Origin of the sequence: Galbibacter sp. PAP.153 (assembly GCF_037029175.1) — a bacterium.
Lineage (GTDB): Bacteria > Bacteroidota > Bacteroidia > Flavobacteriales > Flavobacteriaceae > Galbibacter > Galbibacter pacificus.
In genome coordinates, this window is the sequence record NZ_JAZEUN010000033.1 from 16,664 (window position 1) to 32,597 (window position 15,934).

At 39.0% G+C, this 15,934-nt stretch carries 16 protein-coding genes; 10 read left to right on the forward strand and 6 right to left on the reverse strand.

Annotated features, from left to right (window positions below; all coding sequences use genetic code 11):
- Positions 1 to 49: 49 nt before the first annotated feature.
- The gene (gene rlmD, locus UXI14_RS16810; RefSeq protein ID WP_335967147.1) at positions 50 to 1,459 is read right to left on the reverse strand and encodes a 23S rRNA (uracil(1939)-C(5))-methyltransferase RlmD; all 1,410 of its coding nucleotides are present in this window, start codon (positions 1,457 to 1,459) and stop codon (positions 50 to 52) included.
- Between the two features lie 671 nt (positions 1,460 to 2,130).
- On the opposite strand from rlmD, the gene UXI14_RS16815 reads away from it, so the two are divergent.
- Together UXI14_RS16815 and UXI14_RS16820 are read left to right on the forward strand one after the other, a co-directional pair.
- On the forward strand, positions 2,131 to 3,267 hold the full coding sequence (locus UXI14_RS16815; protein ID WP_277900607.1) for a VWA domain-containing protein: 1,137 nt from the start codon (positions 2,131 to 2,133) through the stop codon (positions 3,265 to 3,267).
- Positions 3,268 to 3,385: 118 nt separating this feature from the next.
- Positions 3,386 to 4,849, forward strand: coding sequence for a magnesium chelatase (locus UXI14_RS16820; RefSeq protein ID WP_335967148.1), 1,464 nt, complete (start codon positions 3,386 to 3,388; stop codon positions 4,847 to 4,849).
- Between the two features lie 8 nt (positions 4,850 to 4,857).
- Here the strand turns inward: UXI14_RS16820 and UXI14_RS16825 are convergent, their stop codons facing one another.
- Positions 4,858 to 5,799 (reverse strand): alpha/beta hydrolase, encoded by a 942-nt coding sequence (locus tag UXI14_RS16825; protein WP_335967149.1) that lies wholly within the window; start codon positions 5,797 to 5,799, stop codon positions 4,858 to 4,860.
- On the reverse strand, positions 5,796 to 7,286 hold the full coding sequence (locus UXI14_RS16830; protein WP_335967150.1) for a M20/M25/M40 family metallo-hydrolase: 1,491 nt from the start codon (positions 7,284 to 7,286) through the stop codon (positions 5,796 to 5,798). Before UXI14_RS16830 ends, UXI14_RS16825 begins: the two co-directional genes overlap by 4 nt.
- Positions 7,287 to 7,509: 223 nt before the next feature.
- Here UXI14_RS16830 and UXI14_RS16835 point away from each other — a divergent pair, with 223 nt between their 5' ends.
- The 4 genes from UXI14_RS16835 to UXI14_RS16850 are packed head-to-tail and all read left to right on the forward strand — an operon-like array spanning position 7,510 to position 10,389.
- Positions 7,510 to 8,052 (forward strand): hypothetical protein, encoded by a 543-nt coding sequence (locus UXI14_RS16835; protein WP_335967151.1) that lies wholly within the window; start codon positions 7,510 to 7,512, stop codon positions 8,050 to 8,052.
- Entirely contained in the window at positions 8,049 to 8,906 is an 858-nt protein-coding gene (locus UXI14_RS16840; RefSeq protein WP_335967152.1) for an ABC transporter ATP-binding protein, read from the forward strand. The genes UXI14_RS16835 and UXI14_RS16840 overlap by 4 nt, the downstream gene beginning before the upstream one ends.
- The gene (locus tag UXI14_RS16845; protein ID WP_277900613.1) at positions 8,903 to 9,733 is read left to right on the forward strand and encodes an ABC transporter permease; all 831 of its coding nucleotides are present in this window, start codon (positions 8,903 to 8,905) and stop codon (positions 9,731 to 9,733) included. The genes UXI14_RS16840 and UXI14_RS16845 overlap by 4 nt, the downstream gene beginning before the upstream one ends.
- Positions 9,733 to 10,389: a hypothetical protein gene (locus tag UXI14_RS16850; RefSeq protein WP_277900614.1), complete on the forward strand. Its 657-nt coding sequence runs from the start codon at positions 9,733 to 9,735 to the stop codon at positions 10,387 to 10,389. Before UXI14_RS16845 ends, UXI14_RS16850 begins: the two co-directional genes overlap by 1 nt.
- A gap of 51 nt (positions 10,390 to 10,440) precedes the next feature.
- On the opposite strand, the gene UXI14_RS16855 is transcribed toward UXI14_RS16850, so the two are convergent.
- Positions 10,441 to 10,773, reverse strand: coding sequence for a CCC motif membrane protein (locus UXI14_RS16855; RefSeq protein ID WP_277900615.1), 333 nt, complete (start codon positions 10,771 to 10,773; stop codon positions 10,441 to 10,443).
- Positions 10,774 to 10,775: 2 nt separating this feature from the next.
- The gene (locus UXI14_RS16860) at positions 10,776 to 11,081 is read right to left on the reverse strand and encodes a DUF2752 domain-containing protein (RefSeq protein WP_277900616.1); all 306 of its coding nucleotides are present in this window, start codon (positions 11,079 to 11,081) and stop codon (positions 10,776 to 10,778) included.
- A 112-nt stretch (positions 11,082 to 11,193) separates the two neighbouring features.
- On the opposite strand from UXI14_RS16860, the gene UXI14_RS16865 reads away from it, so the two are divergent.
- Positions 11,194 to 11,409, forward strand: a complete 216-nt coding sequence (locus UXI14_RS16865) for a hypothetical protein (RefSeq protein ID WP_277900617.1) — start codon at positions 11,194 to 11,196, stop codon at positions 11,407 to 11,409.
- Between the two features lies 1 nt (position 11,410).
- Positions 11,411 to 11,953: a DNA mismatch repair protein MutS gene (locus UXI14_RS16870; protein WP_335967153.1), complete on the forward strand. Its 543-nt coding sequence runs from the start codon at positions 11,411 to 11,413 to the stop codon at positions 11,951 to 11,953.
- 12 nt (positions 11,954 to 11,965) lie between these two features.
- Here UXI14_RS16870 and UXI14_RS16875 read toward each other — a convergent pair whose 3' ends face one another.
- Entirely contained in the window at positions 11,966 to 12,886 is a 921-nt protein-coding gene (locus UXI14_RS16875; protein WP_335967154.1) for a hypothetical protein, read from the reverse strand.
- Positions 12,887 to 12,978: 92 nt separating this feature from the next.
- Here UXI14_RS16875 and UXI14_RS16880 point away from each other — a divergent pair, with 92 nt between their 5' ends.
- Positions 12,979 to 14,127: a cysteine desulfurase family protein gene (locus UXI14_RS16880; RefSeq protein ID WP_335967155.1), complete on the forward strand. Its 1,149-nt coding sequence runs from the start codon at positions 12,979 to 12,981 to the stop codon at positions 14,125 to 14,127.
- Positions 14,128 to 14,389: 262 nt separating this feature from the next.
- Entirely contained in the window at positions 14,390 to 15,853 is a 1,464-nt protein-coding gene (locus tag UXI14_RS16885) for a Gfo/Idh/MocA family oxidoreductase (protein WP_335967156.1), read from the forward strand.
- Positions 15,854 to 15,934 lie beyond the last annotated feature (81 nt).

Consider the following 15,934-nt stretch of genomic DNA (forward strand, 5'->3'; position numbering starts at 1 on the left):
AATATAAGGCTTTGCCCAATATCAAACGAATTTAATTAAACCGATTTTTTTATCTTTTCTCCAAAAGTACAACATTTTCCACATGGTGCGTTTGCGGGAACATGTCAACAGGTTGTACCCGGGTTACCTTGTATTTGCCGTCCATAAGGGCGAGGTCCCTTGCTTGTGTGGCGCTGTTGCAACTTACGTAAACTACTTTTTTTGGCGCAATGTTCAATATTTGTTCAACCACGTCTTTGTGCATCCCGTCGCGTGGCGGGTCTGTAATAATAACATCGGGTTTCCCGTTGGCATTGATAAAATCTTTGTTAAAGACCTCTTTCATGTCGCCTGCGTAAAAGGTAACGTTGTCTATGCCGTTTAATTGTGCATTTACCTTGGCATCTTCAATGGCTTCGGGAACGGCTTCTACGCCTACGACCTTCTTTGCTTTTTTGGCAACAAACTGGGCAATGGTGCCCGTGCCGGTATAGAGGTCGTATACTAGTTCGTTACCCGTTAGCCCGGCAAAGTCGCGGGTTATTTTGTACAATTGGTATGCCTGTTTAGAATTTGTTTGGTAAAAAGACTTTGCGTTTATTTTAAACTTCAGGCCTTCCATTTCCTCAAAAATATGGTCCCGGCCAGCATAGCAAACCACTTCCTGATCGTAAATAGTATCGTTTGGCTTTTGGTTAACCACATATTGAAGAGAGGTAATCTGCGGGAATTCTTCCTTTAAAAAATCCAGCAAAGACTCCCTTTTTTCCCTATCGTCATCAAAAAATTGAAGGAGTACCATAATCTCACCTGTAGACGAGGTGCGCAACATAAGCGTTCGCAAGAGTCCGCTTTGGTTTCTTGTATCAAAAAACTCAAAACCGTTCTGTACCGCATAATGTTTTACCGCCAGGCGGATTGCATTAGACGGATCTTCCTGCAAGTGGCACTTTTTTATGTCCAATATCTTGTCCCACATCCCCGGGATATGGAATCCCAGGGCATTTTTGTCGCCCAGGTCCCTCTCGCTATCTATTTCATCCTGTGTAAGCCATCTGTTGTTGGAAAAAGAGAACTCCATTTTATTCCGGTAAAAATAATGCTGCTCCGATCCTAAAATTGGTATAAACGTAGGCAGCTCCACCTTGCCAATACGCTTTAAATTGTTCTCCACCTCGCGTTGTTTGTAGAACAATTGGTGCTGGTAACCCATGTTTTGCCATTTACAGCCGCCGCAAACCCCAAAATGTTCGCATTCGGGCGTCGTTCTTTTGGGCGAAGGCGTAAGGACCTCGGTTATTTTCCCTTCAAAATAGGCTTTTCGTTTTTTAAAGGTCTGTACCGCAACCACATCGCCGGGTACCGCATATGGAAGAAAGATAACCCTGCCATCGGGTGCCTTGGCAACCCCTTTTCCTTTAGCGCCTGCGTCTATCACTTCTACTTCCTCAAAAAACTGTCTTTTATTCTTTCTTGCCATGCCGCAAAAATATAATTTTTAGTTTGATTGCAACATATTTAGTTTAGGAGTTTCAGTTAAAAGCAATCAAATACATTTTTCCTTTATAAGCATAAAAAACAAGCGCAACATCGGTATGTAAATACTGAATATTTCTAAAAAAGATGGAAGATGCGTGCCGAGATGTATAATATTTCTGAAAAGAATAGATGATGAGTACTAAAACGTGTAATAAAGTTGAAAAAGATGGATGTCGGGTGCAAAAATGTGCAATAAAGTTGAAAAAGATGGAAAAAAGTTGAAAAGAATGGATGTTGGGTGCAAAAATGTGTAATAAAGTTGAAAAAGATGAAAAAAAGTTGAAAAGAATGGATGTTGGGTGCAAGAATGTATAATAAAGTTGAAAAAGATGAATGATACGTACTAACATGTGTAATATTTCTGAAAAAGATGGGTGATGCGTACTAACATGTGTAGTAAAGCTGAAAAAGATGAATGGTGAGTACTAAAATGTGGAATATTGCTAAAAAAGATGAAGCATAACTGAAAACGCTACTGCATCAATCGTTAAAGATGCATCATTGGGCAAAAGTGGTATCATTTTCAGAAAAAAAGAGAAACTTTCTTCCGTTTAAACCTTAACAAGACTGTAACTTTTTCATTTCTGTAAAAATGATTAATTTTATAGTGCTATGAATAGAACAAAAAGAAAAGGGTTTGTCTTTACAAGGTACGAAGCTCCAGATCAATCTCCGTTTGATAAATTATTCGAAATTTTTAAGGAACTAATCACACATACGTCGGGCGATTTTGATGAAGCGATCGATTGGCTCCGCGAACTGGACAAAGAATACAGCCTTACCGACGAAAATTACACCATAGACGATTTTATTGAAGATTTAAAGCGAAAAGGCTACATACAAGAAGAAATAGACCCGGAAGGCGGGGGAAATGGCGATGGCGAAGGGAAGTTTTCCATTACGGCAAAGACCGAGCAGCTAATAAGGAAGCATGCGCTCGACCAGATATTCGGAAAGCTTAAAAAAAGCACCTCGGGGAACCACCGTACCAAACATATTGGCCGGGGCGATGAACATACGGGTGATTTTAGGGAATACCGCTTTGGCGATGCCATGGAACGCATATCCATGACAGAGAGCATGCGAAATGCGCAAATAAACCACGGGCTGGACTCCTTTATCCTGAACGAAAGCGACCTCGTGGTCGAGGAAACCCACCATAAGGCACAAATGAGCACCGTATTGATGATAGACATAAGCCATAGCATGATTCTTTATGGCGAAGACCGCATTACACCTGCAAAAAAGGTGGCAATGGCCCTGGCAGAGCTTATAACCACCCGCTACCCGAAAGATACGCTCGATATCTTGGTTTTTGGTAACGATGCATGGCCCATTGCCATAAAAGACCTGCCTTATTTAAAGGTGGGGCCCTACCATACCAATACCGTGGCCGGATTGCAATTGGCCATGGACATGCTGCGGAGGAAAAGGAACACCAATAAGCAGATTTTTATGATTACCGATGGAAAACCCAGCTGCATAAGGCAACAAAACGGAGAATATTACATGAACAGCGTTGGGCTGGACACCTATATAGTAGATAAGTGTTACAATATGGCGCGGCAGGCCAGAAAATTGCACATACCCATTACTACATTTATGATTGCAAGAGATCCGTACCTAATGCAGTTTGTGCGCCATTTTACCGAGGCCAATAAAGGAAAGGCATTCTTTACAGGGCTGCAAGGCCTGGGCGAAATGATTTTTGAAGACTACGAGAACAATAGGAAGAAAAGAATACGGTAAAAAATGCATTTGGAGCCATTTGTGTTCGCCATAGCAAAAAAAGATAGAAAATTTAGGAAAACAGTGCCGTAATTAACAATAAAACGGCCAAAATCTCCATAAACAATAAAAAACGTACATGCAAATAGAAAAAATAAAGACCCTGGGCCAATTAAAGGAATCGGGGTACCGGTCAAAATCGATTAAAGACGAGTTAAGGGATAATTTAATTGAAAAGATTAAAAAAAACGAAACAACCTTTGAAGGAATCCACGGATACGAGAATACGGTAATCCCAGAATTGGAAAGGGCAATACTTTCCCGCCATAATATTAATTTTTTGGGGCTCAGGGGGCAGGCAAAGACACGTTTGGCCAGGTTAATGGTAGCATTGCTGGACGAATGGATCCCGGTGGTCAAGGGATCGGAAATAAACGACGACCCATTGCAGCCCTTGTCGAGATATGCCATGGAACTTATAAAAGAACACGCCAACGATACCCCAATAGTTTGGATACACCGCCAAGAACGCTTTTTTGAGAAACTGGCCACGCCAGATGTTACCGTAGCCGATTTAATAGGCGATGTAGACCCGATAAAGGCGGCAAATTTAAAGCTATCGTATGCAGACGACCGCGTAATCCACTATGGAATGATCCCAAGGGCCAACCGGAGCATCTTTGTAATAAACGAATTGCCCGATTTGCAGGCGCGCATACAAGTGGCCCTGTTTAATATCCTTCAGGAAGGCGACATACAGATACGCGGCTTTAAGTTAAGGCTCCCATTGGACATGCAATTTGTTTTTACGGCAAATCCTGAAGATTATACCAACAGGGGAAGCATTGTTACGCCCCTTAAAGACCGGATTGGCTCGCAAATTTTAACGCATTATCCAGAAACGGTAGAAATTGCCAAGAAAATAACAAAACAAGAGGCCAAACTGGAAATATCTCAGAAAGAAAGCATTTATGTGCCCGAACTGGTCTTCGATTTGTTGGAACAAATAGCTTTTGAGGCCAGAAACAGTGAATATATAGACCATAAAAGCGGAATTAGCGCCAGGATGAGCATTACGGCCTTCGAAAACTTAATGAGCACTGCCGAAAGGCGCATGTTAAAGAACAATGAAGATGCTACCGGTATTAGGTTAAGCGATTTTATGGGCGTAATCCCTTCCATTACCGGAAAAGTAGAATTGGTATATGAAGGAGAACAGGAAGGCGCAGCCTTTGTGGCACAAGAACTTATAAACGATGCCATTAAAAGTATGTTCCCGAAATATTTCCCGAAAATTGAAAAACTGGAAAGGCCCAATGCCCCGAGCCCTTATGATGAAATAGTGCAGTGGTTTTTTGACGGAAGCGGACTTGAATTGCTCGACGATGTTCCCGATAATGAATATAAGGACGGATTGGACCAAATTAAACCGTTGACCAACTTATTGTTGGAATACCAACCCGATATCGAGGCAAAAGACAGCTATTTTATAAAAGAATTTTTGCTATGGGGGCTGGTGGCGTATAAAAAACTGAGCAAACACCGCTTTACGGAAGGTTATCAATTTAAAGATCCGTATGGGAGTTATATAAGTGGTTTGTAACAATTAAATTATTGCTTATTTTCCCGGTCGATGTACCAAAGCCATTCGTAAAGGCGTTGTGTCCATGTTTGCAGGTGGGCATTATTGGAGGCCAATCCAAAACCGTGTCCGCCTTTAGGATACAAATGCATTTCGGCTGGAACGTTGTTTTCTTTTAGTGCTTTGTAAAACTTAAGGCTGTTTTCTACCGGGACAACATCGTCGTCTTCGCAATGCAACAAGAATGTTGGGGGCGTGTTTTTGGTAATTTGTTTTTCGTTGGAATATAGATCGATAATTTCGTCAGTGGGTTGTTTTCCCAATAAAGCTTCGCGCGATCCTCTGTGCGTATATGTGGCCTCCATGGTAATTACAGGGTAAATAAGGATCATGAAATCAGGGCGGGCACTAATATCTTTGTAGGGGTCGTTTTTAATATTGTAGTCCATGTTATAATGTGTGCCCAATGTCGAGGCAAGATGGCCACCGGCCGAAAATCCCATAATACCAATATCGTTTGGGTTTATGTTCCATGTTTCTGCATTTTTACGTACCATTTTAATAGCCTGGATGGCATCGCTTAGCGGGACTTCGCTTTTATTGGTAACGGTTTTGGCAATTGGGAGCCTATATTTTAGAACAAAGGCGGTAATTCCTTTACTATTAAACCATTTGGCAATTTCGGTACCTTCCCAATCGTATGCCAGATAATGGTACCCACCGCCGGGACATATAATAACAGCTTTTCCGTTACGGTTGCGTTTTGGGGGTGTAAAAACTTCTAAAGCAGGCTTTTGAATATTGGAAATCAACAAAATATCGTTGTTCTCACGAATTTCTTCTTCTGGGGCTCCCGTACTGTTTGGTATTTTTCCTTGGTATAAAGGGATTGACTTATTTTGTGCAGAAACAAAACTGGAGGTAAGGCATATAACAACTATGGTTATAATGCGGGATAGTTGGTTGGTCATTTATTGGTATTTAATGCTGATAACGAATCTAATTCTTTTGGTCGGGGGGGCACAATATTCCCTTCAATGCAATTTTCTAAAAAGTCTACATAAGTATTGGCACCTTGTGTTAAAACACCGCGTGGCATACGTTCGTTTTCACTATGTATATTGTCTAAATATTTTCTGGGGATATTTATGGGCACCGTGGTAAAAGAGGTAATCCCTTTGGCCCTAAAAAGACCTGCATCACTTGTGTTAGGAAGCAAAATGGTAATTACCTTTCCCTTTGGATAATTTTCTTCAATGGCATCTTTTAAATGTTTGTAAAAAATGTTGTTATCATCAGAAGACTTCATTTCGGGCATTGTATAAATAGTAGAAACTTCAATGTCGTCATTTTTAAGTCTCTTTTTTACTTCTTCAAGAAATTCTTCTTTATTGGCTTCGGGGAGTAGGCGACAATCCAGTAAGGCAGTAACCTCGCTCGGGATTACATTTACCACATCGTTTTCACTGTCCAGGCTTGTGAGGGTTATGGTATTTGAAAACAGGGCAAAAAGTTCCGGGTGTTCCCTAAGTTTTGGGGTAACAAGCATTTTAAAGAGTTTTGGGTGTTTCATGGCAAACCCCGTTAAGCCTTTTTCGAGTTTCCCCATTTCTTTGAGCATTTTTACGTTTAAATCGGTATAAATTGCTTTTTGCCTTTGGTCGAGCAGGTTGTTCAGTGCTTTTACCATTTCTTTGTTGGCATACCTTATCGGGGTAACGGAACCGTGTGCAGAAGTATTTATTTTAAGTTTTAATTTTATCCAAAGTGCCCGTTTGTGCGCAACCGAAATCGGGAAAATAACTTGATCTGGTCTTGTGGACAGGGCGCCGGAAATGGCCGGTGGTCCCTCGCCGATAACAAGCTCTGGGTTTAATTCATCTAAATAATGATTGATAACATACTCGGCACCTCCGCGACATTGCGTTTCTTCGCAGGATACTGCCAAAAAGGTAATATTGAACGGAAGTTGTTGGTTGTTATATTTTTTTTGAATTTCCAAAATGCTAAACAGTTGCATAACGGCATTCCCTTTATTGTCAAAAGCGCCTCGTCCCCAGATTTCGTTTGTGGTAATCTTTCCAGAAAAAGGAGGCTCTTTCCATTTGGTTAAGTCTCCGGCCGGAACAACATCTATATGATTTAAGAAAACAATATTGGGCAGGTTTGAAGACAATGGGTATATGGAGGCCGTAAAATTATACTCGCTATCCTTATCGCCCATTTGTTTAATGTATAGCCCGTTGGCTTTACATGCTCTTTTTAGCCATTCGCCGGCTTCCTTTTCGTGACCGCTAATGGAAGGGAACTGTACATAATCGCTTAAAAAACTTTCAATGGAAGTACTGTTGTTTTCAGTTAAGGATAACTCGGGGCTGGGCATTAATCCTTGGGGATAGACGCCAAAAGTTATTAAAAAAAACAACAGGCCATAAAAGGCTGTAAATTTGGGTTTCATGGTCTCATATAGTTTGAAACAATATATAGATAAAAATTTGATTTATGCAAACTATTTTAAGTTTCGTATAAAAAGCACAGTTATTTAAGACTTTTATAAGGTTTTCCTCGATAATTATTAACATTTTGTGTTTAAATTCTTTCTTTATCAAAACAGTTCTTTATGATAATTGGTATATTTGGAAGGACAATGCTATTTTTATATCTCTAAACACCGATGTATTTTGTTTACTAAAAGCCTTCCGCCACAGCCTAGTATTTTTGTCTCTTATTTTAGGGTGGGGAGATTATTGTACCTCTCGTTAATACTTTTTGTGTTGGAATCATGGCTATATTGGGAAGCTTTGTACAGGGCATATCATGAATCTTATTTTTTATGGGGGCTTTTTTGGGGTTGGTGCTTTATGTTCTCTTTTGTTCATATTTATTTAGTATTGATGGACGGCTGGTCGCGGTACCAAAATTATAAAAGGGCAAAAGACCAGTTTTTTATGTATGGTTTTAATGAACGGATAGCCGAAACTTATATTAGTTCCAAATGCCAACGCATGGCTGCCGAAGTAGCCGCAGAAGAATTGGGGATAAAAGAAGAGCTGAAAAACTATTATAGATCTAGGGGCGTAAGGTGGTTTCATTATATTCCATATTTTATGTTGCGGGACCCTGTATTTTTATTTAAAAAGAGTTTTTGGTCACGAACTTTTTTGGAAAAAAATTATAAATCAAAATTTAACTTTCATACTATTCAATTAGAATCTTCTATATGATAATTACCGCAGAAGTGCTTTACAAGCGTTATAGAAATGTTGAGGTCTTAAAAGATGTTTCAATATCATGTAAGGCAGGACAGATTGTTGGGTTGTTGGGTAAGAACGGAGCCGGAAAGAGCACCTTGTTTAAGATTCTTTTTGGGTTGATAAAACCCAGTTCCGGAAATGTGCACATCCATTCATCCAGAAAGAAACCATTAGGCGGAATTATAGAAAAGCCCGCTATGTATGAATATTTAAGCGCAAGAGAAAACCTTAGGGTATTTGCCAAAGTGCAAAAACTCGGTTTTTCTGAGGCCGATATTGATTTGAGTCTGCAAAAAGTAGGGTTGCCAATAGATAGAAAAGATCCCGTAAAGAATTTTTCCCTGGGGATGAAACAACGTTTGGGAATAGCGGTAGCTTTGCTTAACAACCCAGAGTGCCTACTGCTGGACGAACCGTTTTCTGGTCTGGATCCCATTGGCATTAAGGCCATCCGTACACTTATTATTGATTTGGTAGCCCGGGAAAAAATAGGGGTTATTATTTCATCGCATATTATTGACGAGCTCTCTAAAATATGCGATGTGCTCTACGTAATAAATAAAGGAGCCATAGTCGGATATGGTGAAACACAAACGCTTATTGCTAAAAATACAGCGTTGTATACACTTTATGCTTCAGGTATATACCAATCCAAAATTATAAAGAAATATGCTTCTGAAGTAAAGAAAAATAGTGCCCAGATAAAAATTTCTCAAGAAGAAATCCCGCAAATACTTCAGCAATTAAACGAAGAAGGTATTTTTATAACATCGTGCGTGCCCGAAATAGATTTCGACCAACTTTTTGAGACCCCAGACTTATGAAGGATTTAATAATAGCTGAAGTTTATAAGCTTTTTAAACAAAGCAAGACATTTTATGCAATTACAGCAATCTTAATTATTGAGTTCTTGGTTTTGGTGTCGGCATATTATCAAGGGAGCGCCATTATAGATATTTTACTGAGCAATTTAAAGGATACCTTTTATTTTGAAGGAAACTTGCTTAACGGTAATTTGCTGGTGTATCTTATACTGAACACGTTTTGGTTTCATTTGCCTCTAATTCTTATTATTGTTGTTTCTGGCATGCTCACTTCAGAATATAAAGACAATACGTTACAAACCATTATGTTGCAGCCCATTGAAAAGTGGAAGTTTGTTATGTCTAAATATATAGTGGCCATTGGTTTTACCATTTCAGTGGTTTTCCTTACGGCACTTACGGCTTTTGTATTTTCCTATGTTTTTTTTGGAAAGGGAGACTTGGTAATTTACCTTGGAACATTGAACTTTTTTAATTCGGCAGATGCCCAGTATAGGCTACAAATGGCTTTTTTATCGGGAACCGTTTCCATGGTTTTCTTTTCTGTTGCAAGCATGACTATTGCCGTTATAATGAAGGAAACAACAAAAACATGGATAATTGCAGCTCTGTTTTTAATTGTAAGCAATGTATTGCAGAAAGTAGAAATTAATAGCGTGTGGTATCATAAATGGTTTTTCCCAAAGTTGAACAATGCCTGGCAACTGCTTTTTTATCAAGATATCCCTTGGCAGGAAATTTATCGGAGCAATATTTTGTTAATGGGGTACATTATTGTATTTGTGTTTATGGGAGTTGGTATTTTTAATAAAAACGATATAAAATAATGCGGAAATTAATATATATAACCTGTCTTTTCCTTGGGACTTTTATGTTGAATGCACAAGAAGCAGATAGTGACCTGTTGGTTGTTAAAGAAAGATTGGACAGCATTATTGCATTTACAGCCGATTTAGAGCTCAATGTTGACGTTAGTTTTATAAATATGCCAACAAAGTATGCCAAGATGCACTATAAAAAAGGGAGCCCTGTAAACTTTGAGTCCGATGATTTTGTTATGGTTCCCAAGCGAGGCCTGGACTTGTCCATGCAGGAGCTTTTTAAAAATCCGTTTATAACCGTAGATAGGGGAAAGGAAGAAGTGAACGGTACTGTTTTAAAAAAAATTAATATTATCCCAACAAACAACAAAGCCGATTTTGCAATAGCGACCTTATGGATAGACACAGATGTAAAACGCATAGAAGTCTCTGAAATAAACACCAAAAAAAATGGAACCTATAAAATCTTTATGAATTATAATACTTCCGGGGCCATATTGCCCAATAAGGTAATTGTAAGTTTTGAGATTGAAAAAATTAAACTCCCCATTCAATATGTGGCAAAAAATGTAGAGGTTGATAGAAAGAAAATGCGGAAAGAGGCTACCAAAACAGGAAACTTTATTTTAAACATTAGCAATTACAAAATAGATAAAAAATAAACACCTGCCATAAAGCAGGTGTTTAAAAAGAGTTATTTAAAAATACTATTACTATTCAATCCCATACTGTTCCAACATTTCTTGTTGATATTCCAAATAGCCATCAATGCCTCCATACATGGCAATTTGTACAATAGCAATAATTAATGCTATAATGGATAGAACTAGCCCGACAATTGCAACAGTTTTAGCTGTTTTTAATTGCTTGTAATTCGAATAATTTTCAGGGTTTAATTGATAGGTCTTTTCATCTTTTTTAACCAAATAAAAAGCGATTCCGGAAAATAATAACCCTCCTATCCCGCTCGAACAGCAACATGCTATAAAAGAAATAATGCCTAAAACCAAAGAAACTGTAACGTTTGGTAACTTTTGTTGTTCCATAATTAATATTGATTAGTTAATTTTAAAATATAATTGCCAACAATTATGGCAAAGTTTAAAACCAATAAAAAAACTAAAATTTTATTGGCATATCTTATTTTATAAAAATTATTGAAGCCCAAGTATATAAAAAGTAATATAAGCGTGTAAATAGCAGGGTACATTTTAAAGGCCGCCATAAACTCCCCTTGAAATATTAAAGCAACCGAACGCTGTATTCCACAGCCTAGGCATTCTACGCCAAATAGCTTTTTATTTAAGCAGGGAAGCATATATTCCTCAGCTTTTATGAGCATAAATGTTGTCATAAAGTGCGTAATATCTTTAAAACTATTGTAAACTTATTAAAAACTTCTTAAACCTAACCCATTTCAAAGTATTATTTTTGTCAATAAAAACAATACTAAATTTATAGAAGGCATGAAGTTATTCTCTTTTTTGTGTATAATTATCGGGGCTGTAATGATTTTTATTTTTGACGATAATTCGGAATATGACAAGTACTTAAAAATAATTGGTTTTATATTGCTTATGTTCGGTCTTTACCGGTCTACAAGGCTCTGGGTAAAGGAAAACCCAAAAAAGGACAAAAATGAAGAGACCAAAAGCCTGGACGATCAATTAAAAGATTTTTAGCATGAAACTCCAAAAAGGCGATTTGGTCGAAACCATAGACGATGCCATACAGGGTAAAATTATTGGGGTCGATAATAATATGGTAACCGTAACTACCAAAGAAGGTTTTAATTTGAAATTTTCAAGCAACGAATTGATAAAAATCCGTAAGGACGACACCTTAAAAGTTACAAATGCAGATGTTTTTGAGGCGGTCAGGGAAAAACAAAAAGGGGAAAAACGTAAAAAGCGTTCCCTGAAAATGGGAAAAGTGCTTCCCCCAATGGAAGTAGACCTTCATATTGAAAAATTAACGCCTTCTACCAAGGGGATGACCAGTTTTGACATGTTGAACTTACAGCTTGACACCGCAAAAGGACAATTGGAATTTGCATTGAAAAACAGGATACAAAAAATTGTGTTCATCCACGGCGTTGGGCAAGGGATACTCAAAACCGAACTGGAATATCTTTTTGGCCGGTACGACAATGTTACTTATTACGACGCAGATTACCGAACCTATGGTTTAGGGGCAACAGAAGTATATGTATACCAAAATGCGTAATTAAATTAATAACTACAGTTTTTCTGTTTGTGATATCGGGGTTTCAATCGTACCAAAATAATATTCGTCTACATCGTACTTAATTTCCTCGTCACCTTCGTTTACCAACTGGAAACCATTGATTATTTTAATAACACTGGTATAGATGCGTTGATATTTATTTGCTTTCCTGCCAAAATGATTGGTTGTTTCTACGGCAGCTACAGTTGTTAAATAATTAGGGATGGTTTCCCCATCAATATCAGTGGTATCGTTGGCAGGATTTCCATCGCCATTAAGGTCTTCATCAATGGTGGGAATATTATCGTTATCATCGTCTGCATCAAGATAGTTCGGGGTGTCGTCACCATCTGTGTCAATTAAAATTAGTTGCTTTTGGTCGTCAAAATCAATTTCTTCACTAGTTAAAATATTATCATCATCATCATCATTATCAATATAATCTGGAAAACCATCGCCGTCCGTATCTCTGGATTCTTCTTGGTTTACGGTGCCATCGTCGTTATAAACAACTCCCTCCTGGCTTGTGGGCACGCCATCTTGGTCGTCGTCTTCAACAGTGGTTATTATTTGTATGGTTCCGCTGGGAGCATACCATTCCTCGGTAGCCAAAGGCGTAGTTGGTGGCACGTCCTGACAGAAATAAGAATTGCTGACTTCGTCATCAAAAATTCTATATACTACCTTATTGGCCTCATTATTTATGGTGAAATTAAGGGTGTCTACCGTTGTAAAAACAGGGGGGGTACTACTACTGGGGCTAATTTCCATTATAAGGGCTTCCTCTTTGTTGTCGGAAATCTTAAATAAGGTAATATCGCCGCACGCCGGTTGTATGTCGGTATTGTCGAAGGTAAGCGGGTCTATAACAATATCTCCGTCATCACAAGAGGCGCATAGAATTAATACTGCAAAGAAGAAAATCTTTCTCATTTCAAAAAAATTAATGATAGGCAAATGTAAAACATACTAAGTTATAACGAAATTTATTGCGAATAATTTTAAATAAAAGTACTTTTGTGCCCATGCAAAAAGTTTATTTAGACAGTGCTGCTACTACGCAGGTAAGAGAAGAAGTGATAGCCAAAATGCAGGAAGCTTTGGCAAATTGTTACGGGAACCCCTCATCTACCCACAGTTTTGGACGATCGGCCAAAACGCAAATCGAGAAGGCCCGGAAGACTATTGCCAAGCAGCTTAATGCCAGTCCGTCTGAGATTATTTTCACATCTGGCGGAACAGAAGCCGATAACATGATACTGAGGTGCGCTGTTAGGGATTTGGGCGTGAAGCACCTTATAACTTCAAAGATAGAGCATCATGCCGTGCTGCATACCGTTGAGCAATTGGAACAAGAGTATGGGGTGAAGGTTTCGTATGTTGATTTGAACAATTGCGGAACGCCAAGTTTGGAAAGCCTGGAAGAACTCCTTAAAAACAGCGAGGCTAAAACATTGGTGAGCCTAATGCACGTAAACAACGAAATTGGTAATATGATTGATATCGATGCGTTTGCCGATGTTTGTAAAGAACATAATTCATTGTTTCATTCAGATACGGTCCAGTCTATTGGCCATTGGGAATGGGACCTTCAAAAAACAAAGGTCGATTTTCTTACCGCGGCCGCGCATAAATTTCACGGTCCAAAAGGTATTGGTTTTGCATACATAAGAAAAAACATCCCTTTAAAACAATTAATACACGGGGGAGAGCAGGAAAGGGGCTTTAGGGCCGGTACCGAGCCTTTCCATAACATTGTTGGCCTTGAAGAAGCATTTGTCTTGGCTTATGAAAATCTTGACGAGGAACGTGCATATGTAACCGGTTTGAAAAACTATTTTATGGAGTCGTTAGAAAGTGCCCTGCCCGGAGTGAAATTTAACGGGAATTGCGCTTCCAACGATAAAAGCACCTATACCCTTGTAAATGTTTGTTTACCTTTTTCTGCTGAAAAAGGAGCGCTACTATTGTTTCAATTGGATATTAAGGGTATTGCCTGCTCTAAAGGAAGTGCCTGCCAAAGCGGAAGCAGTACCGGTTCTCACGTACTCACCGAAATTTTAAGTGAAGAAGACCTACAGAAGCCTTCGGTTCGCTTTTCATTTTCAAAATACAATACAAAAGAAGAATTGGATTATGTAGTAAACAGCTTAAAGGAGTTTGCCAACAGTTAATTTACCGAACCATAAAAAGATGCTCGCTTTTGTGTGGCATTCCATTTAAAATAGGACTGCTGCACGGACTTTTAATGCAAACCAATTAATAAAAGTAAAAACTAACTTTATTGTTAAAATATTAAAAGCGAGCCTATATTTTTATATCTTTAAAACCTAAAACAAAAAAAATGGCTTGAAAGCCTTTATTTTATAGCAGTATGCTAAAACGTTTTAGGATTGTAAATAATAACGTAATTAACTTAAACCTAGTTTTAAAATTATGAGCGAGAAAAAGAACACCTCTAAAATAGCATCTCGGAGAAACTTCATTAAAACTGGGGCTATGGCCTCATCATTCATGATTGTTCCCCGGCATGTTTTAGGTGGCGTAGGCTTTATTGCGCCTAGCGATCAATTAAACCTAGCAGCAATTGGTGCAGGAGGAAAAGGGCACAGCGACATCGTGAATGCTTCTGTAAACGGTCGCGAACGTGTAGTAGCTTTATGTGATGTTGACTTTTCGGGGTCGGCTGCCAAAACCGTTAAAAAGTTTCCGAAAGCAAAATTGTATGCAGACTTTAGGGAGATGCTCGATAAAGAAAAAGATATCGATGCACTGACCATTTCTACGCCAGATCACGTACATGGGCCAGCAGCAAAATATGCAATGGAAAGAAATAAGCACGTATATGTGCAAAAACCCATGACGCACAATATTAGGGAAGCCCGTATGCTTACGCAAATGGCAAGAGATCAAAAAGTAGTAACCCAAATGGGGAACCAAGGTGGGTCAAACCCATTATTGGATATGGTTCAAAAATGGGTAGATTCTGGCAAACTAGGGAACATTACCAAGGTAGAAGTATGGACCAACCGTCCCGTTTGGCCTCAAGGTGGTGCCATGCCAAAACCAGATCCAAGCAAAAAACCCGAAGCGCTTCATTGGGATCTTTGGTTAGGACCATCAAAAGAAACTCCTTATATTCCAAACATACACCCGTTCAACTGGAGAGGTTGGTGGGAATATGGCACAGGGGCATTAGGAGATGTAGGCTGTCACCTTATCGATATTCCGTTTAGGACCCTAGACCTTATGTACCCAACGGCTGCCGAATGCAGCGTAAGTTCTGTATATTCGCAAATGTGGACTCCGGACTACCATCCAAAGGGTTGTCCGCCGTCTTCGTTTATTACGTTGAATTTTGATGCAACCGAGAGATCAAAAGCTCCTATTGTTATGACATGGAGCGATGGCGGTATCCGCCCGTCGCATCCAGATATTATTCCGGCCGATAGCGATATTGGAGGTTCCGGAAGTGCAAACGGGGTTCTTATCCATGGTGAAAAGGGTATTATTTCTACAAACATAAACGATAGTTCGCCATTGATGCCAAAATTATACTTAAACGACGGTACTACGGAATTTGGACCCGAAGTAGAGGATATGCCAGAGCCAGAATACGGTCACCAACGCAAATGGGTAGATGCATGTAAGGCTGGTTTTGGAAGCAAAGAGCATAAAGGCTTGACATCTTCGTTTGATTATGCCGGACCAATGACAGAAACCGTACTTATGGGGAACTTAGCTATACGTAGTTATATGCTGAAAAGAAAAAGTGGCAGGAACGAGGAGTTTTACGGTAGAAAAAAACTATTGTGGGACGGAGAAAACATGAAGATTACTAATCTTGAAGATGCCAACCAATTTGTTACAAGGGAATACCGCAAAGGTTGGGAAATGTAATAATTAGTTAGATTGGCCTTTGTATAAAGGCAAAAATTGTTTCATATTGTTGATAAAAGCGGGCTCGTGAAAACGAGTCCG